At 41.2% G+C, this 26,072-nt stretch carries 29 protein-coding genes, 2 tRNA genes and 1 pseudogene; 10 read left to right on the forward strand and 22 right to left on the reverse strand.

The window, feature by feature from the left end; genetic code table 11:
- Positions 1-220: 220 nt before the first annotated feature.
- Positions 221-3,406 (forward strand): PAS domain S-box protein, encoded by a 3,186-nt coding sequence (locus V7O64_RS00005; protein WP_407355984.1) that lies wholly within the window; start codon positions 221-223, stop codon positions 3,404-3,406.
- Between the two features lie 217 nt (positions 3,407-3,623).
- On the opposite strand, the gene V7O64_RS00010 is transcribed toward V7O64_RS00005, so the two are convergent.
- Positions 3,624-4,562, reverse strand: coding sequence for a hypothetical protein (locus V7O64_RS00010; RefSeq protein WP_407355985.1), 939 nt, complete (start codon positions 4,560-4,562; stop codon positions 3,624-3,626).
- Between the two features lie 305 nt (positions 4,563-4,867).
- Here V7O64_RS00010 and V7O64_RS00015 point away from each other — a divergent pair, with 305 nt between their 5' ends.
- On the forward strand, positions 4,868-5,059 hold the full coding sequence (locus V7O64_RS00015; protein WP_407355986.1) for a hypothetical protein: 192 nt from the start codon (positions 4,868-4,870) through the stop codon (positions 5,057-5,059).
- Positions 5,060-5,721: 662 nt separating this feature from the next.
- Positions 5,722-6,028: pseudogene (locus V7O64_RS00020) on the forward strand (DUF1699 family protein); the annotation flags it as partial.
- A gap of 11 nt (positions 6,029-6,039) precedes the next feature.
- Here V7O64_RS00020 and V7O64_RS00025 read toward each other — a convergent pair.
- The 4 genes from V7O64_RS00025 to V7O64_RS00040 form a co-directional block, all read right to left on the reverse strand.
- Positions 6,040-6,414 (reverse strand): hypothetical protein, encoded by a 375-nt coding sequence (locus V7O64_RS00025; RefSeq protein WP_407355987.1) that lies wholly within the window; start codon positions 6,412-6,414, stop codon positions 6,040-6,042.
- Positions 6,415-6,522: 108 nt separating this feature from the next.
- Positions 6,523-6,870 (reverse strand): B12-binding domain-containing protein, encoded by a 348-nt coding sequence (locus tag V7O64_RS00030; RefSeq protein WP_407355988.1) that lies wholly within the window; start codon positions 6,868-6,870, stop codon positions 6,523-6,525.
- A gap of 2 nt (positions 6,871-6,872) precedes the next feature.
- The gene (locus V7O64_RS00035) at positions 6,873-7,256 is read right to left on the reverse strand and encodes a B12-binding domain-containing protein (protein WP_407355989.1); all 384 of its coding nucleotides are present in this window, start codon (positions 7,254-7,256) and stop codon (positions 6,873-6,875) included.
- 131 nt (positions 7,257-7,387) lie between these two features.
- On the reverse strand, positions 7,388-8,437 hold the full coding sequence (locus V7O64_RS00040; RefSeq protein ID WP_407355990.1) for an AI-2E family transporter: 1,050 nt from the start codon (positions 8,435-8,437) through the stop codon (positions 7,388-7,390).
- A gap of 115 nt (positions 8,438-8,552) precedes the next feature.
- Here V7O64_RS00040 and V7O64_RS00045 point away from each other — a divergent pair, with 115 nt between their 5' ends.
- Entirely contained in the window at positions 8,553-9,386 is an 834-nt protein-coding gene (locus V7O64_RS00045; protein ID WP_407355991.1) for a YihY/virulence factor BrkB family protein, read from the forward strand.
- A gap of 531 nt (positions 9,387-9,917) precedes the next feature.
- Here V7O64_RS00045 and V7O64_RS00050 read toward each other — a convergent pair.
- Positions 9,918-10,217, reverse strand: a complete 300-nt coding sequence (locus V7O64_RS00050) for a carboxymuconolactone decarboxylase family protein (RefSeq protein ID WP_407355992.1) — start codon at positions 10,215-10,217, stop codon at positions 9,918-9,920.
- A 159-nt stretch (positions 10,218-10,376) separates the two neighbouring features.
- Here V7O64_RS00050 and V7O64_RS00055 point away from each other — a divergent pair, with 159 nt between their 5' ends.
- Genes V7O64_RS00055 through V7O64_RS00065 form a run of 3 tightly spaced genes read left to right on the forward strand, consistent with a single transcriptional unit; the run spans position 10,377 to position 12,720 of the window.
- Entirely contained in the window at positions 10,377-10,979 is a 603-nt protein-coding gene (locus tag V7O64_RS00055; protein ID WP_407355993.1) for a TetR/AcrR family transcriptional regulator, read from the forward strand.
- 3 nt (positions 10,980-10,982) lie between these two features.
- Entirely contained in the window at positions 10,983-11,966 is a 984-nt protein-coding gene (locus V7O64_RS00060) for an ATP-binding cassette domain-containing protein (RefSeq protein ID WP_407355994.1), read from the forward strand.
- A gap of 4 nt (positions 11,967-11,970) precedes the next feature.
- Positions 11,971-12,720: an ABC transporter permease gene (locus V7O64_RS00065; protein ID WP_407355995.1), complete on the forward strand. Its 750-nt coding sequence runs from the start codon at positions 11,971-11,973 to the stop codon at positions 12,718-12,720.
- A 111-nt stretch (positions 12,721-12,831) separates the two neighbouring features.
- Here V7O64_RS00065 and V7O64_RS00070 read toward each other — a convergent pair whose 3' ends face one another.
- On the reverse strand, positions 12,832-13,203 hold the full coding sequence (locus tag V7O64_RS00070; protein WP_407355996.1) for a helix-turn-helix domain-containing protein: 372 nt from the start codon (positions 13,201-13,203) through the stop codon (positions 12,832-12,834).
- A 110-nt stretch (positions 13,204-13,313) separates the two neighbouring features.
- Between V7O64_RS00070 and V7O64_RS00075 the strand changes: the two genes are divergently transcribed.
- Positions 13,314-14,006: a DUF5591 domain-containing protein gene (locus tag V7O64_RS00075; protein ID WP_407355997.1), complete on the forward strand. Its 693-nt coding sequence runs from the start codon at positions 13,314-13,316 to the stop codon at positions 14,004-14,006.
- 64 nt (positions 14,007-14,070) lie between these two features.
- Here the strand turns inward: V7O64_RS00075 and V7O64_RS00080 are convergent, their stop codons facing one another.
- A complete protein-coding gene (locus V7O64_RS00080) occupies positions 14,071-14,799 on the reverse strand; it encodes an RAD55 family ATPase (protein WP_407355998.1) in 729 nt (242 codons plus the stop codon).
- A gap of 296 nt (positions 14,800-15,095) precedes the next feature.
- Here V7O64_RS00080 and hmgA point away from each other — a divergent pair, with 296 nt between their 5' ends.
- Positions 15,096-16,340: a hydroxymethylglutaryl-CoA reductase (NADPH) gene (gene hmgA / locus V7O64_RS00085; RefSeq protein WP_407355999.1), complete on the forward strand. Its 1,245-nt coding sequence runs from the start codon at positions 15,096-15,098 to the stop codon at positions 16,338-16,340.
- A gap of 37 nt (positions 16,341-16,377) precedes the next feature.
- On the opposite strand, the gene V7O64_RS00090 is transcribed toward hmgA, so the two are convergent.
- The 5 genes from V7O64_RS00090 to V7O64_RS00110 form a co-directional block, all read right to left on the reverse strand.
- A complete protein-coding gene (locus tag V7O64_RS00090; RefSeq protein WP_407356000.1) occupies positions 16,378-17,145 on the reverse strand; it encodes a cohesin domain-containing protein in 768 nt (255 codons plus the stop codon).
- Positions 17,146-17,172: 27 nt separating this feature from the next.
- Positions 17,173-17,376 (reverse strand): hypothetical protein, encoded by a 204-nt coding sequence (locus V7O64_RS00095; protein ID WP_407356001.1) that lies wholly within the window; start codon positions 17,374-17,376, stop codon positions 17,173-17,175.
- Between the two features lie 82 nt (positions 17,377-17,458).
- Positions 17,459-18,700 carry a 3-isopropylmalate dehydratase large subunit gene (locus tag V7O64_RS00100; protein WP_407356002.1) on the reverse strand — a complete coding sequence of 414 codons (1,242 nt, stop codon included), beginning with the start codon at positions 18,698-18,700 and terminating at the stop codon, positions 17,459-17,461.
- Between the two features lie 155 nt (positions 18,701-18,855).
- Complete coding sequence (locus tag V7O64_RS00105; RefSeq protein WP_407356003.1) at positions 18,856-19,230, reverse strand: transcriptional regulator; 375 nt, start codon at positions 19,228-19,230, stop codon at positions 18,856-18,858.
- Positions 19,231-19,653: 423 nt separating this feature from the next.
- Positions 19,654-19,727 (reverse strand) — tRNA-Ile (locus V7O64_RS00110).
- Positions 19,728-19,908: 181 nt separating this feature from the next.
- Here V7O64_RS00110 and V7O64_RS00115 point away from each other — a divergent pair.
- A tRNA-Ala gene (locus tag V7O64_RS00115) sits at positions 19,909-19,980 on the forward strand.
- 156 nt (positions 19,981-20,136) lie between these two features.
- Here the strand turns inward: V7O64_RS00115 and V7O64_RS00120 are convergent.
- The 9 genes from V7O64_RS00120 to V7O64_RS00160 form a co-directional block, all read right to left on the reverse strand.
- Positions 20,137-21,135 carry a hypothetical protein gene (locus V7O64_RS00120; RefSeq protein ID WP_407356004.1) on the reverse strand — a complete coding sequence of 333 codons (999 nt, stop codon included), beginning with the start codon at positions 21,133-21,135 and terminating at the stop codon, positions 20,137-20,139.
- Between the two features lie 87 nt (positions 21,136-21,222).
- Complete coding sequence (locus V7O64_RS00125; RefSeq protein ID WP_407356005.1) at positions 21,223-23,019, reverse strand: dockerin type I domain-containing protein; 1,797 nt, start codon at positions 23,017-23,019, stop codon at positions 21,223-21,225.
- Between the two features lie 347 nt (positions 23,020-23,366).
- Positions 23,367-23,687 (reverse strand): hypothetical protein, encoded by a 321-nt coding sequence (locus tag V7O64_RS00130; protein WP_407356006.1) that lies wholly within the window; start codon positions 23,685-23,687, stop codon positions 23,367-23,369.
- Between the two features lie 29 nt (positions 23,688-23,716).
- The gene (locus V7O64_RS00135) at positions 23,717-23,887 is read right to left on the reverse strand and encodes a hypothetical protein (RefSeq protein ID WP_407356007.1); all 171 of its coding nucleotides are present in this window, start codon (positions 23,885-23,887) and stop codon (positions 23,717-23,719) included.
- Complete coding sequence (locus V7O64_RS00140) at positions 23,884-24,051, reverse strand: hypothetical protein (protein WP_407356008.1); 168 nt, start codon at positions 24,049-24,051, stop codon at positions 23,884-23,886. Before V7O64_RS00140 ends, V7O64_RS00135 begins: the two co-directional genes overlap by 4 nt.
- Positions 24,032-24,307 (reverse strand): hypothetical protein, encoded by a 276-nt coding sequence (locus tag V7O64_RS00145; RefSeq protein WP_407356009.1) that lies wholly within the window; start codon positions 24,305-24,307, stop codon positions 24,032-24,034. Before V7O64_RS00145 ends, V7O64_RS00140 begins: the two co-directional genes overlap by 20 nt.
- A gap of 201 nt (positions 24,308-24,508) precedes the next feature.
- Positions 24,509-24,748 (reverse strand): hypothetical protein, encoded by a 240-nt coding sequence (locus tag V7O64_RS00150; RefSeq protein WP_407356010.1) that lies wholly within the window; start codon positions 24,746-24,748, stop codon positions 24,509-24,511.
- Between the two features lie 35 nt (positions 24,749-24,783).
- Positions 24,784-25,320, reverse strand: a complete 537-nt coding sequence (locus V7O64_RS00155; protein ID WP_407356011.1) for a hypothetical protein — start codon at positions 25,318-25,320, stop codon at positions 24,784-24,786.
- A gap of 188 nt (positions 25,321-25,508) precedes the next feature.
- Positions 25,509-26,072, reverse strand: coding sequence for a type II toxin-antitoxin system death-on-curing family toxin (locus V7O64_RS00160; protein ID WP_407356012.1), 564 nt, complete (start codon positions 26,070-26,072; stop codon positions 25,509-25,511).

Raw genomic sequence — 26,072 nt, forward strand, 5'->3', positions numbered from 1 at the left:
GAATATGGGACAATGTGAATAAAGGACTCAATGTGAATCAAATGTTCATCGAAAACCACCTGAAACACATGGACAGGTGGTGTTTCTCAACATAGGCAAATCCAAAGAACAAATTATTATATAATTAATGTCACATTTCTATTATATCAGCCACTTGTAACATACTTCTGCATAATGCCAAAAATAGTCTATGAATTGCATAAAAGGAGAGTAAAAAAGGATGGGTTATAAAAAGGACCTTAATATTTTTGAAAATGCTCTTGTAGATATGGCAATCCACAGAATTCTCCCGGATGAACATGGAAAAACTGTAGATTCTGTGATCCTTGAGGTAAACGAAGCTTTTGCAAAACATATGGGATTAAATGCTGTCGATATTGTAGGAAATAAATTCAGTGAAGTTATCCCGGGCATTAAGGATACACCTTTAATAGAAACTTTAAAACAAGTTGCGCTAACAGGTGAACCTGCACGGTTTGAACAATATTTTACATCCCTAACGAAACATTTTATCATCGATGTATACGGGATAGATCAGGAAACCGTTGTCACCGTTTTACAGGATATAACAGACCACAAAAAAACAGAGAACACACTGAGAAAAAGTGGTGAAAGACTTTCAAAGATCAATGATTGTCTGATCAGTCTCAGTACTGACTATGAAACGAATATGGATATTCTGACAGCTCTTAGTGGTGAACTTCTAGGTGGCACTTGCGCAATATATAATCGGCTTAATGGGGATAGGCTATGTTCTGTTGGTCAATGGCATACGCCACCAGGGTATATTTCAGAGGATAAACCCCAAGGACACATTTGCTATGACGTAATAAAACTCGGGATATCGGAACCTTTTATACTTCGTCATCTGGATGAAACGACTTATGCAAAAACAGATCCAAATGTAAGATCATATGGCCTGAAGACCTATATTGGTTATCCGGTAATGTGTTGCAATGAAACTGTTGGTTCTTTATGTGTCGTCTATCAGGACGATGTGGATATCAGTGAGGATGATATACAGATCCTGGGGCTCTTGGCTTCAGCAATTGGAAGGGAAGAAGAGCGTAATATCGTAGAAGAAGAACTGCATGAATCTTTCCAAAAATATGAGGAATTGAGTTTCATCTTCAACTGTTCGCCTGCTTGTGCCTTTGTGTGGGAAATGAAAGATAACTGGCCAGTCAGGTATGTGTCAGAAAATGTCTCTAATATTTTTGGTTATAAAGCAAATGATTTCACATCAGGAAGTATCCTTTTTGCTGATATTATTCACCCGGATGATCTGCCCAGGGTGACTCAAGAGGTTCAGGAGAATCTGGCTGCGGGTATGGCGGAATACAAGCAGGAATATCGGCTGATCGATAAAAAAGGTGACACACATTGGGTTGATGATAGAACATGGGTCAGAAGTGACGAAACTGGTGTGCCATTGTTTCTTCAGGGTATTTTATGGGACATAACAGATCGTAAGAAGGCAGAGAAAGACCTTAGAGAAACTTCCAATGTCCTGGAAGCGATGCTTGATCAATTACAGGATGCAGTAGCTTTTCAGAACCCTGATCTTACAATAATGCGATACAATAAAGCTGGTTATGAACTACTTAACATTTCACCAGAGGAAGTGATGGGTCAAAAATGTTATGAGTTAATTGGGCGTGGAGAGGAATGCAAAGATTGTCAAACAAAAAAAGCCCTTAAGAGCAGAAAGATTGAAACTGCAGATAGATATGTACCTGAACTTGATAAGTACATCAGGGCGACAAGCAATCCAATACTGGATGAAGATGGTGAGATTATCTTCATAGTAGAACAGCTACAGGACATCACTGAACATAAGCAGGCAGAAGAAGAATCGATACAACGTGAAAAACTGCTAAACAACATATTCGATATTTTACCTATTGGACTGTGGATTGCTGATAATAATGGAAGACTACTGCGTGGAAATCCTGCGGGAAAGCGTATATGGGGAGCTGAACCACTTGTTTCTTCCAAAGAATATGGAGTATTTAAGGCATGGAAACTCCCTTCAGGTGAAGAGATACTTCCGGAAGACTGGGCACTGGCTCGCACTATCAAAGAAGGTATAACGGTAAAGGATGAGCTCTTAGAAATTGAAGCATTTGATCAAAAGAGAAGAACCATACTGAATTATACGGCTCCAGTGCTAAACGATGGAGGAGAGATGTTGGGAGCGATAATAGTCAACAACGACATCACTGAACTCAAAAAGACGGAGGATGAGCTATTAAAAGCCAAAGAAGCTGCTGAAGCTGCCAATATAGCCAAGTCTGAATTCCTTGCTAACATGAGCCATGAGATCCGCACACCTATGAATGCGATAATCGGTTTTACGGACCTGCTACTGGAAACCGAGATGAATGATGCACAACGACACTATATCGATATAGTGCAAAGAAGTGGAGCTTCGCTTCTTAATCTGATAGAGGATGTACTTGACCTCTCTAAGATAGACGCTGGAAAACTGGAACTGGAAAAACTGGACTTTAACCTTCAGGATCTTCTTAAGGATTTCGTCGACACCATGAGCCTGCGTGCACATAGCAAGGGCATAAAACTGTCCTATGACCTGGAAGAAGATGTGCCCTTATTGCTTAAAGGAGATCCGGGGCGTTTGACCCAGATACTGACCAACCTTACCGGGAATGCTATCAAATTCACCACCGAAGGGGAAGTAGCAATTCACATTTCAATAGAGTCACTGCAGGATGATACTGTAATGCTGCGTTTTGAAGTAACTGATACAGGCATCGGTATTTCTGAAGATACTATAGACCTGATATTTGAGAAATTCACTCAGGCAGATGCTTCTAATACCCGCAGATTCGGTGGTAGTGGTCTGGGCCTGGCAATATCCAAACAACTGGCTGAAATGATGGACGGTCAAATCGGTGTGATCAGTGAAGTTGAAAAAGGTTCTGAGTTTTGGTTCACCGTACGGCTGGACAAACAATCCCAGACTGTGGAGATAGCAAATTCAGAAAATGCAACGCTGCTTCAAAGTGGCAATCATATGTTGAACCTATTGCTGGTCGAGGACGACATATACAACCAAAAAGTAGCTCAGGAAATGCTGATGAAACTTGGGTTTAATGTCAATGCTGTTAACAATGGCATGGAAGCAATAAAAGCTCTTGAAACACGGTCTTATGATCTGGTGCTTATGGATGTGCAAATGCCTGAGATGGATGGTATGGAAGCTACAAGGCAAATCAGGAGTCCAGAATCCAGGGTGATCAATAGGAACATACCAATAATTGCATTGACTGCACATGCAATGCAAGGTGACAGGGAACGATTCATTGAAGCCGGGATGGATGATTATCTCTCTAAACCTATCACATTGAAAGCACTTCGGGAATTGCTGGACAGATGGAAGTAGATCACCCTTGCTGAAGATGATTTTCATAATTAGTTAAACCGTAGTAATTTCATGGAACATTGAAAATTAGAATTTTGTACCTCTTTCCTGTGTGTTGGATATCTGAAAAACGATTGAAAAAAGAAAAGAGCACATAAAAGAGAGATGCTGCAAGAGCATAATCTTACATGTGTTCTTGCGTATAAGTACCATTATCACAATCGCATCATTCTCTGCCCTATGAGTTCCTTCTATCGTATTTGCAGAACAACCATGAAAATAGCAGCATCTGTGTGGTGATCTCAGGAATTCCGATCCTCATTTCATGCAATAATTCTCCAAGTCCTTCTCCTGTAATTATTGATCCCAGCAACTCTGGTGTAAAGAACACTGACCCTATACCAGTGATGAACCATAAAAGTCCAAATAATAACAGCCAACCATGCTGTTGTTCTCTAAAGGTTATGTAGAAAGGATATATCAGCAGTGCAAGGATGATACCACGCACAATCTGCCCTAAAAACACTACCGCAACCATGAAGAAACTTTCCAGGGGACGATATAGTTCAAATACTTCCATAGTAGCTAAGGCTTCCTCGTATCCTTGTAATTGATAGAAGGTCATCCCGATGATCCAGTAAGTGATAATATGGATAAGAGTGAAACGCTTTATATAACCCCGTTTCAGTGCGTCTTTTAGTTGTAAGCCTTGTATCTGTACACTTTCTCTGATGTTGCCGCTTCTCTCCCACTGAAGGAAAATTATACAAAAAATCAGTGACTGAATTGCCACTGCAATAAGTACGATTAAATGTTCGATGAAACTGGTCTGTGTATAGATCATCCCTTCTATGGATCCTGGCATAGGCTCCACTGACGCTAGTAGTCCAAGCCCCCACAAAGTTACAAAGAGAGCAAGCAGGCCATGTTTACCTTTAACAATGGTTTCGTAAAAAGGATAGATTATTATGGCTAGCAGTATCCCCCGAATAAATTGGGATAATATTACCAAGGGAGCAGGATATCTATAAGGTTCGAAAAATTCAAGAGCTATCTTCCAGGATTCGGGGAATATGTTTAGAACGCTTAAAAAAATGTAGGCAAATAAACTGTAAATTATCACGTGAAGCAATGAGAAACGTCCGATGTAGCTCAATAGTCTTGGTATGTCTGGCATAACAGCAGTTCGAAGCTAATTATATTTATATATTGTTATAACTACCCTTTTTGAAAAACTAGCATGTAGTAGTTGAGACCATAAATGTACAAGTTTCAATTGACATTGATAGAATTTCTTAAGAATATAGTTCATAATTGAGATTTAGAGGTGATACACTGAATAACAATAGCATGAGACTACTATGGCTATGCCGCCATGATCCTCTGCCGGTTCAGCATGAGGACCTTAGGAGGATATTCGGAGAATACGATGTGTTGATACACCCAAGGCCGGTGTTGTGAGCAAGAGATGTTATCGACCTGATGCGTGAGTATAGAGCTGATGACCTGTTCGTTGTACTACCGCAGCATCTGGTGGAAGAGCTGGTCGAACTTTGTGTTAGGCCTATCAAGAGTCAGATGAACAGGAAAATTCACCCGGATGGAGAAGTTGAATTTGTGCAAGAATACTTCTACAGGGTGGAAGAGATGGTTGTAAAGACGACTGTTTTGTGATTGTGGAATGATGTTGCAGCTCTTATTTGCTGTCGAACTTGAAAGCTACTAAATTCTCAGAAGACTTGGTTGTATACTTGATTTTATCTAAAGACTCTACTGCACTCTTGTAATCACCTTATAGTCATGGCAATTTCTCGTAAAAAAAATTACAATAGCTTCCCTTACAACTTGTGAAATCCCTCAGCATGTGCATATTATCCACAAAAAATCCATAGCTCATCGCTGCCCTTCCCGCGTCCATGTAATGCACATGAGGTGTTCATGATTTCACAGACACACCAAGTAGAGGACAAAAAATAGTTTACAAAAGCTTCCGCAGGTTTCCTACATATAATATACATATAAGAGGTGTGCGAAAGGAGGAAGTTGGCTTGGGGTGGTAAAATTAGAACGCACACCTCATCTAAACCTAGTTAACGCCGTTAACATATAAACACTTCGCTATATATGTAATCAATTACTAAAAATATTATATGCATTATCATATTATAATCGCCTACCTTCAGTGCTAAGATTGCACTTCTCCACAAGAAATACTCGTGTTCTACAGTTAGTAAACTGTTATTTCCATGTAATACTGTATATACAACAAATGCAAATATATTCAAAACATCATCACAATTTACTGTAGTTTACTTGAATATTATAAGTAAATGTAGATAAAAATAAGAGTTGTAAGTTCAAAAGAGGAGATAGAAACGCTTGGCCCGAATGGGCAAATCGTTCACCTGGCATTCAGGCCTTCAAACACGGATATATTTGCACTTGTCCAAAAATGCTCCACTGTATAATCTCTCCACATACACGGCTCCTACAAGAGAACCGTCTCAACATCTTCAAAGATTTTTCTAGAAATGCAGGAATCGCACTCCTTGAGGTGCCGTATGGGAACACAGAAAGGAGATAAACGAATACTCCGAAGTTTCCCAGAGTGTTTATGACCGTATTGTACAATACAAGCAGGATGAAGACGGGCTTTAAATGTAATGATGATAGTACTCAACTTCCTTCCTTCTCCCAAACAGACAGGCAGGCGCCACACCTCTATACTTCATTTTAGTTTGTTTACTTAAATTTAATCTTCTTTTTACAATTGATTGATATTCAAAATTCGTTATCTCATAATGATGAGTCTCATTATATTCTATCGTGTAGATATGTTTATATATTACTAAACTTAACTGGGTGTTGTAGTCATACAATCTAATGACCTGATTGTGTTGACCGCTTGGTGGTACGATGTGTTCATCGGAAAAAAGCTGAAGTAAAAACGTATCAATGAAAAGGACGTGGATGATTTTCTCAGGCCTGCTCCTTGTATCATCTTTTAAAAAAAAGGGTCTTGTGTCCACGTTCTGATCTTCAGCATGTTTACATGTATTTTGATCCAGGGGAATAGCGGGCTTTGCAATTCTTTTTCAGGCATGTTTTCTCAATAGAAGGCCTGCTGGTAAACTTCACTATGTGCTTTTACAGCAAAGGCCTTCATTAACGTTGATCTCACTTTGCCTGCCATTCTCATTGGGATCTTTATCATCTTTTTCTATGCTCAAGGAAGCATTAAGTTTTTCCACCGCATCCTTTGCATTAGCACTATATATGTCGGCTCCGATCCTCTTTGCCCATGCTTCTGTCACAGGCCTTCCTCCAATCATGGTTTTCATTTTATTGCGAATACCTGCTTCATGCAGCCTTTTTTCAAGTACCATCTGGTTTGTCATCGTGATGGTCATCAGTGCGGAAGTAGCCACAACGTCAGGGCATAGTTCTATTGCCATTATAACAAAAGCTTCAACAGGTACATCCACGCCTAGGTCAATACTTCATATCCATCTATCCGAAGCGAAGTTGCAACAATATCCTTGCCTATGGAATGGATGTCTCCTTCTATTGTTCCGATAAGCACAGTACCTTTAACATTGCCCATATGATGATTCTCCTGATTTTCGGGTACAAGCACCCTTATGCCGGCATTCATTGCCTCAGAAGCTGCGATCATATGAGGGAGGAAGACTTTTCCTTGGTTGAACAGGTCTCCTATGGTTATCATTGCAGCATTGAATCCGTATTCGATCACATCTTCAGGGTCTATTCCTGATTCAAGGGCATCATGCGCGACATCCTGTGCCAGGATCTCATTAAGGTTAAGAACCGCTTCCCTTGCATTTTCAATGATTTGTTCTCTTGAAGGCATTTGCAATCACTTCCTGTTTTGCTGCCTGTTGTCTTGTTATTGTTCCTCTTTCTATGCATACACAATAAGCATCTGATTGCCGTGTTATTTTATATAAAATTATCTTTATCTGGGCAAGTATAATCAGCCAGTTATGTCATTTCTGTATCTTTGTCCTTATCTTCAGCCAGATATTCTTCATTGAACATCCTTGCCATCAGGGTCACATATGAAATTAGCATGGGGCCGATGAAGATTCCCAGCAGCCCGAACAGATTGATTCCGATTATAACTCCTATAAGGGTTTCAAGCGGGTGGATGCGTCCTACTTTGTTCTGTATCATGGGTCTGAGGAAGTTATCTATGGAGCTGAGTATGACTCCTCCTATAAGGATCCCAAGTGCCGTGAAATAATCCTGCTGGATCAACTGGATCACAACTGCAGGGCCCCAGATCATTGTGGCTCCGACTACAGGAAGAAAGGAAAGGATAGCAGCAATAAAGCCCCATAGGAAAGCACCTTCAACTCCAAGCAGCAGGAAAGTTATGGTAAGTAATGTTCCCTGTACCATGGCTATGATGCCGGAACTTATAAGTGTAGCATTAACTATGGATTTGAATTCATTCAACAGGATGATCGTGTTCTTTTTGCTGAAGGGGACTATTTCCTGAAGCTTGGCAGAATTCATGGTACTTGTGCCTGTGAAAAGATAGTACAAAAGGAAATACATTATAACAAACTCTATCAGGCGCTGTCCCAGGCTTTGGATCGCATTCAATAGCATTATGCTGAAGAAATTGGCAGCTGCAGAAACGACCTCTGTTATCTTTTCACCTACATTTATATCCACTGGCAACCTCTCAAGTGGCAGCTGGCTGGCATAGGTGCTTACCAGGTTCAGATATTCAAGCAAGGTTCCGGTATCAAAAAGTATGCTTTGTATCTGGAAGATCACAATGGTCAGAAGTATGTACAGGGGTATCAATATAAGAACGATCGTCAGAATAATGATGGTAACTGCTGCAAAGCTCCTGTTAATGCTCATTCGGCCTGTCATGTAGGTATATAAGGGCTTGAATACCACATAAAGGATGAATGCCCCGAAAAATGCATTGATGTAGGGATAAAGAGCATAAACAAGTACAATTGCAAGCACACCAAGTACCAGAAGTGCCTGCAGCATTTTGCTGGAATGTTTCATTACTTCTCTCATTATTATTCCTGGTATTTAAACTTAATATTATTTTATCTATATTATTGTTGTGACCCAACAATCCGATAATAACTATATCCTATCGGGTAATATGCTTTAATTGATGATATCGGAATATATCGGTCTTTTTCGCAAGACATTTGATAAGTGGGTAGAGGATGATGGTATCACCAATAGCGCAGCACTTTCCTTTCATGCAGTGATAGGTCTGCCTTCCCTTATTCTCTTTACTCTTTTTTTAGGCAGTGCCTTCCTGAAACCGCAGATTCTCGAGGCAGCTATTATCACGGATGTATCGGTCTTTGCAGATGATGTTGTTATTAAGGCGTTGCACACTCTTTTCACTCAGCTTTCGGTGGATGGTTCATCTAGTTTGGGCATATTATTCAGCTTTGCTATCTACTTGTGGAGCGCAGGTAATATTTTCTTTCAGCTTCAAAAGATGATAAATAAGATGTGGGGTCTGGAAAGTTCTGCTAAAAGCTGGCTTCAGGGATTTGTGCGCAAAAAGATGTCATCCCTGGTAGCGGCTCTTGTATTTGGGATACTTGTAGCTGTAAGCACTCTTTTTGAAATCGTCTTCTTTGCTATATCTGAAAACCTCAAAACAACCCTTTCATTACCTATCGATGCTGTCAGGTATGCAAGTCTTGCTATAAGTTTCATCACTCTCATTTTGTTTTTCATGTATCTTTATAGGGTATTGCCCGAAGCGACCATTGGATTAAAATATGTTTTTATCGGTTCGATGTTAACCGTAATACTGTTAACCATTGGCAAGTATCTCATGGGCTTGTATCTTTCATACAGCAATTTAACCACTGTTTACGGCACAATAGGCTCCATACTTGTCATTTTCATGTGGGTATACATGTCTTCCATATTCATTACTTTCATGGCAGAATTCACAGGAATATATTCTAAATCTGGATATTGATTGATTGATTGATTGATTGATTGATTGATTGATTGATTGATTGATTGATTGGGTGAACTTACCTTAGAAATTTAAATATATATTTTAATAAACATATGTTTTTATGTCTATTTCAAAAGTAGTGCATTAAAAACAAAATCTTCCGGTTATGTTGAAGTATCCGTGGGCATATGCGAAAACCATTCATGGATGTCGTGGAAGTTACTGATGCTTATTTGGTCCTGCCCGGCCGGTAATGCGTGAAACACATGATATGATCAGTGGTATGCAGGGTGTATGAATGAGTAATACGCTTCATACTAATGTTCAGATGGTGACTGATCGGTGTATGTCTTCAATACATAATATTACATACTGATAATACTGCATATGACCTGTATTACATGTTTTTGTATGCAGGGTATGTTATGTATGAATGAAGTAAGATGAAGGGTCTTTGCCGGACCTGGCACCACAGGCTGTCGTTATTGTCCCTTCACCATTATTTGCGGCTCATATTGTGCCTTTTCTTTTCTCATATAAGGTTCAGGCTTACAGGCTATCCCTTAGTGCATTGGCTGCTGTGTAAACACTTCCGACCCCACAAATGAAGTTTGCTATGCGCACTGCTTCCATTATCTCTTCTTTTGTAGCTCCTTCTTCCATTGCCTGCATTGCAAGTGCCTTAACCCCTTCTACTGCACCATGGCTTGCATCAAGGGCCAGCGCAATGAGTAACTTGTATTTCAAAGGTATGCTGCCTTCAGAAAGCGCACATTTATGCGTTGCTTCCAGTATGCTGAACAGGTCTTTATCTTTTTCCTGTATTATTTTTAGTGGATGTCCTTCCATTTTCTCATCTCTGTAATTTTTGGATTTTCCGTTCCTTTCCCGGAGTCCTGTGGTATGATATTGTCTGATTCAAAATACTTAAATATGACTCAAGTCATTAATGACCCCGGTCACTTTTGTTTATCTGTCAGTTTATATCGTTCCTGTAAAAGAGGCATTATGTCCCTGCGTGAAAAAAAGAAACATGAAACCAGAAACCGGATATTTGATGTATCCACACGGCTCTTTAAGGAAAAGGGTTTTGAGAACACAACGGTTGATGAGATCACAAAGGAAGCAGGTATAGCCAAGGGTACGTTCTTCAATTATTTCCCGACAAAAGAATCACTCCTCTTCTATTTCAGACAGCAGAAAGAAGAGTTGATAATAAACATCCTGCAGTCCCAGGTAGCATTGAATGTGCCTGTAAAAGAAAAAATAAAGAACTTCCTTTTCCTGCTTGCACAGAACTATGAAAAAGACCGGGAGCTTGTCAGGTTACTTTTCTTTGAACACAGGAAATTAATGATCACTTCCAGGCAAAGAGCCTCTGGCAACGGGCATAAGCACCACGGATTTGCCAGCATACTTTGCGAACTTCTGCATGAAGGTGTTGAAAAGGGCGAGATAAGACAGGATCTTGATATGATGGTCGCATCAGATACCCTGAATGCTATCTATTTCCATTCGCTTATCACATGGCTGCATTCTGATGCCGAATACTCTTTTTCCAGGGATATGTCAGATAGGGTCGATATTCTCTTTGAAGGCATAGGGGTATGAAAAATGTTTGCAATTACAGTTGAGAACCTGACTAAAGAATTTGGCAACTTTACTGCCGTAAATGGTCTTTCTTTTAACATAGACCAAGGTGAGGTATTCGGTCTGCTGGGTCCCAACGGTGCCGGGAAGACTACTACGATGTCCATGCTGTCCACAATGCTCAAACCAAGTTCCGGAAAAGCCTCTGTTAATGGATATGATATAATGAAAAGCGAAGATGAGGTTCGCAGGTCCATAGGGATAGTATTCCAGGACCAGAGCCTTGATGAGGAACTGACCGCATATGAGAATATGGATTTCCATGGCAGGCTTTACCGTCTTCCCAAAGGGATAAGGCAAAAAAGGATAATCAGACTTCTTGAGCTTGTAGAGCTGGCAGATAAAAAAGACAATCTTGTAAAGACCTACTCAGGTGGTATGAGGCGTCGCCTTGAGATTGCAAGGGGCTTGCTGCATGAACCTAAAGTACTGTTCCTTGACGAACCGACCCTGGGCCTTGATCCGCAGACAAGGAACCATCTGTGGGATTATATAGAGAAACTGAGCCGCGAAAAAGGCATCACTATTATCCTCACAACGCACTATATGGAAGAAGCAGACAAACTCTGCCATCGCATTGCCATTATAGACAAAGGTAGTATAATAGCCCTGGATACCTCGGAAAAACTAAAAAATGATATTGGTGGTGATGTTATAAACATAGTCTCTCCTGAAAGGGATAAGCTATGCTCGGTTCTAAGCTCTTTGCCCGGTATCAGGAATATCGAAATGCATGATTCTTCTCTCACCATTGGATTAAAGAATGCTGAAAAACATGTTGCAATGATCGTCAACATGGCATATGAAAGGAATATTCCTATAGATTCCATATCCATCCATAAACCCACTCTTGAAGATGTGTTCCTTCACTTTACAGGCAGGACTATCAGGGAAGAGGAAGCCTCCGGTAAAGAGCAGATGCGCATGATGAGACGGATAAGGAGGTAACAGGATGGACATCATTTATACCATATGGTTAAGGAATATAAAGCGCTATATCCGCTCAAAAAGCAGGCTTTTAGGTAGCCTTGGCATGCCTATGTTCCTTCTGATTGTACTTGGATTTGGTCTTAATTCCGTAGTTGTCCTGCCGGGTATGGGGCAGGGTTACATAGGCTTCATAATCCCCGGGATAATTTCCATGAGCGTTCTTTTCACTTCGGTGTTCGCAGGCATACAGGTCATATGGGACAAGCAGTTCGGGTTCCTGAAGGAGACGCTTGTGGCCCCTGTGTCAAGACTTGAGATAATGCTGGGGCAGACATTTGGCGGAGCCACCACAGCAGTCATACAGGGACTCATAATATTGGTCCTGTCTCTGTTAATGGGCCTTAGGATAAACAGTATTCCCGGATTTGCAATAGCCATTGTGTTCATGACACTCATAGGGATATCCTTCACAGCATTCGGAATAGCCATCGCTTCAAGGATGGATGACATGCATGGTTTTCAGCTGATCATGAATTTTGTGATCTTCCCTATATTCGGATTATCAGGTGCTCTTTTTCCAATTGATAGCCTCCCTTCATGGGTAAGGTTCCTTACATTGCTGGATCCTTTGACCTACGGAGTTGAAGGTATAAGGTATGGCCTTCTTGGAACATCCCAGGTCGATCCTCTGCTCAGTTTTGTGGTCCTTTCCGGATTCACAGTAATAATGGTGATGCTGGGCTCTTACCTGTTCCGGAAGATAAGCACCTGATCAAAAAAAGGATGCGATATATGTCCGTCGGGAAGTATACACAGTTGATGTGCCTGATGGGGAAAAAACCTTCCTTATCAGTGTTTTTGAATTCGGATGCTTTAATTTGGTCTAAGCCAGCAGTTCCTTATCGAAGTTCTCAATAAGATCGTTCATTTTCTTATACCACTGGTCTATCGTCTTCTTTATCATCTCTTTTACCACGGTGGGTTCAATGGCAACATATTCGTAATAGTATCCACCGATCGAGATTGATCTGGTCTCCCTGTATACAAGACCTGAGGATATTAGGTTTTGCAATGAGCGATATGCAGTACTCCTTTCGCGACCAAGTAGCTCTCCAAGTCTTTCTGCAGTCATAGCACCGTTCTCAAGTAATATCTTGTATGTATTGATATCAAGCTCTTTAAGTCCAAGTACACATTTTGCCATGTCTTCACATTTACACTCGGCTCTTAGCATTTCAGGAATAGAACTTGCCATGTTTTCTCCAATTTATTAAATAAATTTGATAAGTATGAGTGTACAATTCGCACAAAACCGATTAAAGATTGCGTCAATTATATATATAGTTTGCCAGAATTTCCCTTTCCTTGACAATAATACCTGAAGACGAGCGTTCCAGTCTCCCGCTGGACACGGATGAGGTTATATATCATCCTGATATGATACGTGCAAACGAGTGGATACTTTCAGAATACGAAGCTCCAGTTAGGGATTTCTGTATCTTTGTTCCATGTGCAAAGAAAAAGCCTTATCATGAAAGTCCCTCACATCAGATCTTCGATAAGGTCATTTTTGGTCTCCTCATGCCTGAACAGGTTCATGTTGTTGTTTTTGGGACATGCGGGATAACTCCCCGGGAGCTGGATACCGAGTATCCTTTCATGGATTACCATTTCATGCTTGGAAAATGCAATGTGGCTAAAATAAAAAGGGATTTCATCAGGATGGAAAGCGAGAGGCTTTGGCAATATCTCATAAAGACCAGGGAAAATTATAAGCATCGCATTGCTTACTGCATAGGGGATTTCAGAAAGGCAATGGAACTGGCAGTTGAAATGTCCGGGATCGAGGTGACGATTGTCCCGAAAGAAGAAACCATCAATGCACATGTACAACCGGAAAAGAAATTCATCTATGGTAGTTTGAACCAGAGAAATTATCTTCAGGATCTTTCCGATGCAATTGCATCAAAAACCGGCTTGCACGCTAAAAGGGATGTTCCCGGCGGCCATGAAAGAACAGGCAACAACGTAAATGATACTGAATGGTATTTGTTCTGACCGGATTAAATAACATCCAAAAAAAGCTGAATATCAAATGGGATAAGTGGCTGGTTTTGCCACGTTATTCCAGGAATGGTGATTGTGCCAGCACTGACATGCCGTTGTCCGATATATTAAGCACACGGACTTCGTTTATTGTTCCGGATCCTCTCATCTTCATGATGTAGATCGAGCGCTGAAGGTTGTTCCCTGCGATTATGCGGCCCAGCTTGATGACAGAATCAGCACCATACTCAACCATCTCATCGAGTCCGAACATTGCCCCGACAGTTATCACAGATGTTACGTTATGTTTGCGGAAAACACTGAAAACGTCATCTATGAGCGTTCTTAATTTGTAGTTAGATTCTATTGCCAGGAATAAGGCTTCAATGGAGTCAATGAAGATGCGTGTTGGCTGGATGTCCTCTATTTTGCTTTCAACCAGTTTCTTGAAGCTCTTGATAAGTTCTGATGGTGCAATTTCCACACTTTTCTGAAGACGCAGACTTGGGTCTGTGATGTCGACAAAAGTAAGGAGTCCTTGCTCAACATATTCCTCAAGGTTCCAGTTAAAGGAAGTCTTCATTTCCTTTACTATGGATTTTGACTCCTCTGAAGTGATTATGCACATTACCTTTTCGCCTTTCTTTGCTCCCTCTACTATGAACTGCGTACCGAATATGGTTTTACCTGTACCAGAATCTCCTGATACTACATTTGCAGTTCCTTTGAAAAATCCACCACGTAACATTTCATCCAGTCCGGATATCCCGGAATTAACTCGCTCTGACGGGTTGGCATCTGTCATATAAACCACCTGTTAATATCTAAAATGTATGATTTGTATTCCCAAACTTCTTGATCATATAGGCATAAGTATGTTTTCGTAAAAAGCATATGATGTTTATCCTTTATACTTTTTAGGACATGGTTAATTATGCTATCCTAATATAAAAAATCACGTATTTTATTTTGTTCGGCTGGAATGTTTGTTGCATCCCATGCAAAAAACAATTAGGCGTGAACTATTTGTATTATTGGGGCTAACACTTCACTTATGAAAAAGCTACAGGATGCTGTTTGTCTGATTCGCGGGAGATTAGTATGACATCAAGAAAGGATTTGAACAGGGAGAAAAAAGAATTGCTGGATGGGGTGCTAGCCGGCAGGATATCTCTTCACAAGCTGGACAGCATGACAGATAAAAGAACAGCAGTCATGATAAGAAGGTTTGCCCTGGAAGAGACCGGAGGATTTGATTTTGATCACATACAGAACTTTTCTATAGATGTAGAGGATGCCAGCAAAAGGAACATCGAGAATATGATCGGTATCATCCAGGTTCCTCTGGGCATAGCAGGACCTTTGAAAGTGAACGGTGAGTTCGCAGAAGGCAGTTTCCAATTACCACTGGCTACTACAGAGGGTGCCCTCGTTGCCAGTGTGAACAGGGGATGTTCTGTTATTACACGCTGTGGTGGTGCAAATGCCCGCATATTCCGTGACCTGATGACCCGGGCTCCTGTATTCAGACTTGAGAATGTAATCCGTGCGAAGGAATTTACAGAATGGCTGCAGGATCCTGCAGTTCTTTCCCGCATGAAGGAAAAGGCATCCGGAACAACACGTTTCGGTGAACTTGTGGATGTGCAGGCCTTTGTCACAGGCAATACGGTCCATGTACGTTTTTCCTATGATACCAAAGATGCCATGGGAATGAATATGGTAACAATTGCCACGGATTCTGTGCTGGGTCTCATTGAGGATGAATTTGGTGCCATCCCCGTCTCCATCTCGGGAAATATGTGCGTTGACAAAAAGCCTGCAGCTATCAACACCATCCTTGGCAGGGGGAAGACAGTGATAGCAGATGTGACGATACCTGCAACGCTGGTAGAGGAGCGTTTGAAATGCAAACCTGAAACCATGGTTGATGTAAACTATCGCAAGAATCTCCTGGGTTCTGCACGAGCAGGCTCTCTTGGGTATAATGCACATGCTGCAAACATCATAGCTGCAATGTACATTGCCTGCGGGCAGGACCCGGCTCATGTTGTCGAAGGTAGCAGCACTATTACCACAATGGAACTGACCCGTTATGGGGATATCTATTGTTCTGTGACCATTCCTGCAATGGCTGTAGGTACTGTGGGCGGTGGAACTAACCTGGGTACCCAGCGCGATTGCCTGAGGCTTCTGGGGGTGAGCGGCTCCGGAACCCCTCCAGGGTCAAATTCCAAAAAACTTGCAGAGATAATTGCTTCCGCGGTTTTGGCAGGTGAGATATCCCTGGTGGGGGCACAGGCAGCCGGTCATCTTGCAAAGGCACATGCCCAACTGGGTAGATAATAACTACGTATCTCTAAAAACCGATGCTACAAAGGGATTACAGCCCTTTCTTATTTTTCTGTTTTTTCCTGTCAATGAAGTAAGCAATTGCTAAAAATCCCGTTGCGGTTAAAAGAAGTATGATCGTTTTTGTAATTTCACTGTTCACAAAGGCAACTTCAGTTTCACCTGTGTATGTCTCTTCAGCATCATCTCTTATGCTTGCCAACCCATCTTCTTTGTTTTTCCTTTCAGGTGAAACGACGTTGAGTTTTTTATCATCTTTATCGGTTACTATTCTATTCTCATTGGCTGAGCCTGCAGTTCCTGTTATCTTGATTGTCGAACCTGAGCTGGCTGAAGGCAGAGAGTTACCCTGCTCATCACTTATTATGAGGTTAACGATCCTGAACTGGCATATTCCGCTTTCAGGTCCGGCTTTGACGTTGACGTTACAAAAGATGCCATCGTTTACGGCATTGCCTTCTTTCATGATCACACTGAATATCTCTGATATCTGGTCCTCAGTATCGTAATTCCCGGGTCTGAACATTACCGGTGAGCCAGTGCCGGTAAAAAGGTCTCCTTCTTCTATACTGCTGATCATTACAAGTGAACTGTCATACATAAGGTCCAGTTGTAAGCCGGAGATTGGCGTATGTGGTCTTACGTGAATCTGCAACGAAAACTCTTCCCCCGGAAGTACTTCATGTGCAGCCGGAACTATGCTTACACCTGCAAATGCTGCTGCAACTCCTGGACTTAATAAAAGGAAACATGTAAGAACAGCTGTGTAAACAGCAATCCTTGTCAATGTACAGTTCACAGGGAATCCTCAATATTAACCGGGATATTATTCAAGTTTCTGTTTTGCATTTTCCAGCAATTTTGAACATTCATCCATTTTGACTGCAGCCATCCTGATATCAGAAGCTATTTCCTTATAGCCGGATGCCTCTATTTTCCCAGCCCATTCGGTAAAGCTTTTGCTATGGCTTTCATTGTGCTCTATCCAGTGCTCTATAAGATGCTCAAGTTTTGGTCTGTCTAGTTCCATTGATATAAACTCCTGATATATGTCTAGCTCTTATCTCTGTCTGTTATTTCCCTTAATGTTCTCATGAATTTAATTTGTATCCTCATGTATCGCGGGGATCGCTGATCTCCCCTGTAAGCGCAGAGGCAGCGGCAGTTGCGGGGGATGCAAGATAAATGAAGCCACCGACGCCCATTCTTCCTTTGAAGTTCCGGTTGGCTGTTGATATGCATGTTTCACCTTTTCCAATGACTCCCATGTGTCCTCCAAGACATGGTCCGCATCCAGGGGAACCGATTGTCACGCCGGCCTCCAGGAGATCTTCGACAATCCCTTTCCTGACCGCTTCAAGCAGCACTGTGCGGGAGGCAGGCACTACAATTGTCCTGATGGCAACCTTTTCCCCTTTGAGGATGGATGCTGCAATCTCCATATCTTCCAGTCTGCCGTTGGTGCAGGTCCCGATGAATGCCTGGTCAAGTTTTACTGGTTTGACATCAGATATGTCATGCACGTTATCGACCTGATGGGGACAGGCAATCTGGGGTTCAAGTTCATTTGTATCAAAGTTATATTCTTCTGAATATATTGCATTGTCATCAGCATATACTGGTTCATATTCCTCAACTGCAATTCTTTCCAGGAATTCCATAGTAGTGCTGTCAGGAGGAACTATCCCGGCCTTTGCCCCCATTTCAATTGCCATGTTGCTGAGGGTCATTCTGCCTGACATGGACATGGAATCGATGGTGCTTCCATAGAACTCGGCAGCTTTGTATGTTGCACCGGCCACACCAAGGTTTCCGATTATTTTCAGTGTAAGGTCCTTTGCATATACTCCATTGCTGAATTTGCCTTCTGCATTTATTCTGATACTTTCAGGCACTTTGAACCATAGCTTCCCGGATGCGAATATCTCTGCCATGTCGGTAGCACCAACTCCTGTCCCGAAAGCTCCGAATGCCCCGTAAGTGCAGGAATGTGAGTCAGCACCCACAATAAGTTTGCCCGGAAGGGCAAATCCGTTCTCAGGAAGTAACTGGTGACATATGCCTTCTCCGATATCATAGAAGTTCTTTATATGCTGGTCTTTGATCCATTCACGAATATCATGTTGCAATGCTGCAGTGGTATCGGTATTAGCGGGTGTCAGATGGTCAAATGGGATCACTATTCTTTCAGGATTCCATACCCTTTCCTGCTCCATTTCCCTGAAAGCCCTTACAGCCAGGACACTTGTACCATCATGTGCCATGGCAAAATCTACATCTGCTATCACAAAATCATTTGCTAGGGCTTTTTTGCCGGAAGCGCGGCTGAATATTTTTTCGCTTATAGTGCTCAAAAGATTAACTCCATTAGTGTGACTGGGATAAGATGTTTATCAACATTCCTCAATGACTTAAAATCTTCGATAGGGTTAATTAATGCCTTAAAGATAATATAATTCCCCTGGTAAAAAAAAGGTTTTGCTACCTCAGCAGCAAATAATAAACAGTGTTATGCCAGCCTTTTAAGCTTTTCGATATTGTTGAGCACGTATTTGCTTTCAAGCAGTATTTTTTGCTCAATGTTCTGAACGATTTCATCCAGTGGTGTGACAAGCCTGTAGAGTTTTACGGGCCTTCCCTTTCCTTCGGTTTTCTTCTCTTCCCTTATATCTACCCAGTTGTTGTCTTTAAGGTATCTCATTGCTATGCTGACTTCAGGTTGCCTGAGATTGGAGCATTTCTCTATCTCGCGGGACGTGATCTCCTCACCACCTGAAAGACAGGCCAGAGTTAGAGCCACAGGTCTGTTCATGTCTAATTTCCTGAGCAACTCTACGATCTCATATTCTTTTTCACTCATGCCGCTGGGTTTTTTCTCTCTCATAAAATCACCGGATCATTGTAATTGATTTCGTTTTGTTCGGACTTCTTGTGTTTTTGTGCATGACATAGGGGTGATGATCCATTGAATGTGTCAGGTAGGAATTTATCCCTGGTATGTCTGCTGTGGATTAATTTCTGTAAATACCAATAACTATTATAAGTTGTTATTATATATTAATATTTTTTATATTAAAATAGTAAGTCTGCAACATCTATTTTTTATGATATATTATTCACCATTCAGTTAACAGGAATATCTATTTTTGAGTGTCCTTTAAGGCAGTCTGTTCAAACCGCAGGTGAATAATAGAATACTGAGAAACAAACCCTATGTAAAACCGGAGTTGGATATGTCTCATGCCTGGTTAAAATGCTGGTAGAAAAGTAATGATATCAATACTATGATGACAATGATGGTCAAATGTGGGCCCGCTGAGATTCGAACTCAGGGCCTCACGGTTATCAGCCGTGCGCTCCACCTAGCTAAGCTACGGGCCCACATTGCTTCTGCTTCGCGTAACGCCTTTCATCACGCGACACTCCAAATACGCATACAGGTACTTTAATATTGCGCTCCAAATACCATGATTATGCTTAATTATTTCAGAATGACAATGGACGATAAAAGTTTGCAGCGATAGATTTATGTTTGATAATGTGCTGTATGACATGTTATTCCGGGCTGGTAGATCAGGGGAAGATCGCTACCTTGGCATGGTAGAGGCCTCGGGTTCAATTCCCGACCAGTCCACTAAAAAACTTTAGATAGTTCTCTTATGACACTGCTTTCTATATGAAACATTTAAAAGAGATTAATAAAAACAAAGACTCTTTTACTTTCCTGTGCTGTCATCGGTTTTAACTACAAAATGACCAGACAAAACTAAAATGTTTAACAAAATGGAGATTACCGTATTTTAGTTGACCTCCATACCAATAACAGTGAGACAACGATTAGCAGAGTCAAAGCTGAAAATCCTGGTGTGGTGTTGGCTGGCTGTTCCACAGTTTCATTTTCGACTATGGTCGTATCATCATTTGAGTCCAGTTCTACTCTTTCGTCAACGAGTATGATCTCATCTTCAAAAAAAATGACCGGAATGTTGGCTATGTTTTCTTTTCTTGCTTCTTCATATATTATTGCATAAATTTCTGTTACTAAAACTCTTTTCTCCCTTTCTGATAATCCTTTGGAAATAGCAATAGGTATAATGCCTTTTAATGGTCCTTTATTAGTTATCCCTCCATACCATTCCACTTTTCCAGTATGCATCACTTCCATACTACTATTTTCTTGTATTAAAAGTAACATTTTATTCCACTCATCAAATTCGTCATCATCTTCCCATTTAGGAATTTCTCCGTAGACCGCAAGTGTTGGAATTTCTGTTACTTCCATATCCCTTCCACTTTTTAAATAGTTAGATGTACTTTGTATTTCGTTTTCAGGCAAAACGGACATGTCTTCTCCGAATAGATAAAAATAATCCCCATAGCCAAATTCTACCGGAATGTCATGAATATCCAGACCGTTGCCAGCATTGCCTATGAAGACATACATCTCGTCTAGCAGTTGCTTATTAACGTTCATATTCCGGAATAGTACTACAAAATATCCGTCCGAGTTGCTGCCGCAGGTCACTACATCGCCGTATGGGTACATGTATTGGGCGGCGAAATCATCTTTGATGGTGTCGCTCAGTTCTTCGAGGGCTGAGTTCCAGGTTGCTTTCTGCTCTTCGTTTTCAAATACAGGCAGAGTGCCATATCTTTCGATCAATTGATGATTGTAGGGATACAGGCCAAAGTAATACTCGTATTCCGTTTGCATAGGATCAGCTTGAACAGCAGTTGTAGCTGCTATCAAAAGAATTAATGTAACAAAAAGATTGTACTTTAATATCATATCTTTTAACCCTCTGATTATTTTTAACTGTGATCCACTTGTTAAATAAAAATAGATGGTTATACCATCTATTATTCTACGTGGGCTTCAAGATTCATATATGACAGCGAATTCTACAAAATCATAGAAGTCAACATCTCCATCTTCATCGAAGTCAAAAACGGAATCAAAAGCACTATCAAAAGCTACTTTGTTATATGAAGTAGCCAACTCTACAAAATCAAAAAAATTCACATGTCCGTCATTATTGTAATCCCCTTTCGGATAATCTCCCCATTTGACTGGGAGAACACCTAATTCCTGATAGATATTTTGAACAGGAGCAAATGTTGATTTAGTATCATTATATATGCGGCTACAGACGATCCCACCGATTCTTACTTCTGGATACAGTATTGATTCAGGGTTTGCACAATAAAATACAGGTCCTCCACTATCCCCACCAGCACAATAAAAATCTGCAACTATTAGGTTGTAAAAATCTCCATATATATTACTAACTCTCATTACTTCTGTTACCGAGCCCTCTGTAATACCCGTTGTTCTTCCAGATTTGTAGACCGTTTTATTCAACCAGATAGGAGATTGCTCACAAGCTATGTAATCACAAACGGACTTTAAATTTGGGTTATTTGTACCAACATGAATATCTGGAAGAACATTTTCATATTCAACAAAAGATGCGTCTGTATTTTCTGCAACAAAATTAACAACTCCAATTGAATTGCCAGTTGAATTTATAGGCTGCTTAATTACCATTCCTGTGGAGTTTGCAAAATGTTTTGCAATGATATATCCTTTGGTTCCATCACTTTTCTTAGCAGCAAAGCCTAACGAAGCAGCAAAATCTCCAAAAACGCCGCTAGAATCCTTCTTATAAGTTACTACTTTGATTGCACCAATTAGAGGACGGTATCTTTCATCATAACCTACAGGATCATCAACTTCTTCTGCAAAATCGTCTTTTATATACACTACTGGAATGTTGTCTCCAACGACTTCAGTTGCTTTCTTGCTTATTATATGATGGATTTCATCGACTTCAGAACTTATTACAGTATCATTTTCATATAATATTACTTTCAAATATCCATTTATGTTGTACCCCCAGCCAATTATTGGCCCATTGGGATATATATGTGGGTATAAATCTTCCGTTATTGTTTTACTAGTCGCATCTAGTTTATTAAACCAATTGTGTCGCTCTTCCTGAGTGGCAAACTCTGGAACTTGTCCTCTAAGTTCTACAATATCAGGATTTGATTTCAAATTATCAAAAACTTCTGGTCCAAAGTTTGGAAGATTGTGTATTTCGGATTCGTTTTGCATTTGGCTGGTATCTACGGCAACAGCAAGTGCTTTTTTAGCTACAAGATAATCATTCTCGGTATTGTATGGATATCTTTCCCAAGCATCTAGCAGTTTATTTTTCAGATTAACTTTATCTATTTCAGATAAATTTGAATCCACAATGTATTTGAACAGAAGTTCTTTGTCCTTGGTTCCTACTTCCAACAAAAACCTAGCTCTTTCCATTTCTTCATGTTTTTCACTGGCAATTACCATAATATCAAGCCCTTTTTCAGCCACAAGATAATCTTCCTCAGTATTGTTAGGATATCTCTCCCACGCATCCAGCATTCCTTTTTTCAAATCTGCTTTTTCATTTTGTGATAGGTTTGAATCTTCAATATATTTGAAGAGAAGTTCTTTGTCTTTGTCTCCGACTTTTAACAAAAAACTAGCTAAGGCATCGTGTTGAGTTTCCACATCAGAAGTATCATTGTGAACCACAGCACCTACTATTCCCACAAACATAGTACTAACAATTAACAAGGATACGAAAGATGTACCTATTGTTTCTTTGAAATATTTTAATCCCATATTATTCACCACTACATTTTGAAAATACTAACCAATCGTATAATTTTTATCTCATTTCATTTTATACTATATTCTCGATGATATTAGTAAATTCAAAGAGTAATTATGAAAAACACGTTGTACTTTATATAACTACAAGAAAGATTAGTACGTAACAAAAAATACTTGTATCATAGATGGAAAAAATATGCTCAGACACCCGTGTTGATTATGGTCAGTGCATTGAATACTTACGGCATACATCAAAAGAGAGGTTTTAGGAATCCTGCACTTGTAAAAGTCCGGGCAATTGTTGGTGCAGATAATCCCATATCCGTCAGGATGATAGTCGTGGCAGAGAAACAGGTTTACACCTCTGAGACAAGGTTCTGCATTGTGGATTCGCCGCGACTATCTAACCAGTCAATAAACTTCTCCCGAAGTACTCGATGTTCCGCTTCTGGGTTGTTCTTTCGAAACATTCTGAAAGCAAGTGTTACTCTTACAGGATCCCATGTGTTAGACCAGTCTACCTTTGTTGCACATATCTCTGCCAGGCTGGCATTGTCCACATCGATTGAAGAGTCTCTGAGTCTCGCATGTAACCGGTGTAAGCTCTCTATGTCGCGCTCCATGACCTCGCAGAACTTATCCCATGCCGTTGCTTCCGGAACACTGGACTCGAGCACCGATAACCGTTTACTTAAATTGGATAAACTCATTCTCTCTCTCCGTGTGTGATCCTTACCGAAATATCAACGTGATTCTCTTGCATGTATTTCTCAATCTCTTCATCTGACCATTTTGACATATCAAAGACTTTTACCACCCTGGGGCCATTGCTCGTTTCGAGCTCATTGAGCCGATTTATTATCTTTGAAAGAGTCATTCGATCACATCCCTGCCGTTGTCTGGGAGGAACACAACGTAAGAGGGCTTCACATTTTCTGGAACGCCGGCTTTAGGATCATAAATGAAGACTGTCTCGTCCTCAAACACTTCTGTGGTCTCCTCCAGTCTTCGCAATCTCTTGTCAAGTGTTCTGTTTGCCATTATTTTCCTCTAATGCTGCTAACCTTGCTTCGATGCTCTCCAGCTGTCCATCTTTCAGGATGGCATTGTGAGCCTGCAGTGCACCCACCAGGGCGCGTACATACTGAAGCTTCAGGCCATCACCTTCCCTGGTTTTGAACCTGGAAACGTTGAGCCTCATATACAGAGACTCCACAAGCCATGATGACATATCCAATAACTTGTTACGGTCAATTTTTTTATAAGTAGAGTCGTTATTAGCGTCTTTTTCGTCCATTAAATCCCTCTTTGTGCTTTTTTGGTTGCTCTTGTGTCCGTTATTTGTATCTCTTTAGTCGGCTGTTATGGTGCGTTCGAATCACTCGTTTGATTGTACCGACCGGAACATCAACCTCCTCGGCAATTTCACGGTAGCATCTTATCGGGGCTTCTCGCAGGATCTTCTCTCGCTCGTCTGCAGTCAGGTCCAGGATGGTTCTCACAGTTTCACCTCCGCAGCGTAAAAGGTCCGCTTGTACCGCATGAACGGTCCGAATGCTTTGACCTTCATGCAGGAATAGTCTGCCAGGATGTAAGGTGACGGGAATGTCCCGGATAGTACATGCAGCTCCACACGATAGAGTTCAGCATCTTCTGGAAGAGAGGATTTGACCCACTCGCCATGGAAGCCATAGATGTTCTCAAGGTAATTCCTGGCCTTGGTGATGGTGAGATCCATCTTCTTCTCGGCTAGTTGATGGAAGGCCTGGCAGGTCATTGGAAGGCCTCCGCAGGTTCGGGGTGGCTTAGATGTTCCGGAGGAATCTTTGCATACCGTTTGAAAATGGCGGTCACTTCGTCTACTCGCGCGGATTTAACTTTGTGTTTTTCACAATATTCCATTGCAGCAGCTACAACATTTGAAGAGTTTATAGGAGTGTATACCCTTTCGTAGTCCTTTGCCCACTTTATAACATGCTCCTGGCGAGCAGTGACTCCCTGACTCCCGCTGTCTACCACCTGACTACTTGCCAAGTAGACAGTTGTTTCGATATCCTCCGCCTTTGTTGTGGGGGGTGTCTCCCTCTCCCCGGAAAATGAGGATATATCCATAGGAGATTGTTGTGTGTCTTCTTTTCTCTCTACTACTATACTCTTTTCTATTATAGGTAGATAGGTAGTAGTAGTAACGCCTTCTGTTTGTGTTTTACCTGTCTCCTTTTGAAAGTAGACACCCGGTAGTTTCGGGGTAGTCAGGTAGACACCATACATCTTCTTCTCGGCTAGTTGATGGAAGGCCTGGCAGGTCATGGGAAGGCCTCCACAGGTTCGGTGGTTGGGTGCTCTATCGGTGGATCCTTGCGGTATAATCTGTGACATCTGTCGCATCGATAGACAAAATACTCAGACCGGCCATAACCCTCTTTACTTTGGTGGGGAGCTGGGTAGGATCCACAGTCAATGCAACAAGGTGAAATCGCGCTTGCCGTGTTATTGGCTTACCATTCTTTAGAGATCTTCGTGAAGAATTCTGGAATAACATCGATCCCCGTTTTCGGGGCATTCGTAACATTCGTAACATTAGTACGTTCGTAAGAAACATTAAAATCCTTAGTCACGTCTGTGGGTAGTTCTGAATTTTCTTCTTTTGAGTCTATTATATCCATTTTCGTAAAATTAGTAGCGTTTTTTTCCGGTATACTAACGTACGAACTTAACGAATTTAACGAATTTAACGAAAATTGTTTTTTGTGGTCTGTGTTAAGCACGTACCATACTGCCTTGCTGTTTTCTTCATTGAATTGCTGCAGCTTGTAACCTTGGCCTCTCAGGATGACATAAGCTAGTGCAAGACATGTTCTCTTGTTGCCATCAAAGAAAGGGTGCATAGTGACTACACCGTGTAAGGCCATGGCTGCTCGAGTGAATATATCCTGTCTTCGGTTGCACTCAAAGGCTATGTGGTCAAGAGTGCCTATGCTTAGCACCCCGGGAGATCCTCCACTTTGTCTTATGAGCTCATCGTGGAGATCTCGGATTTTATCAGCCGTGACCGGGTACAT

This window comes from Methanolobus sp. WCC5 (assembly GCF_045690325.1).
Classification (GTDB): Archaea; Halobacteriota; Methanosarcinia; order Methanosarcinales; family Methanosarcinaceae; genus Methanolobus.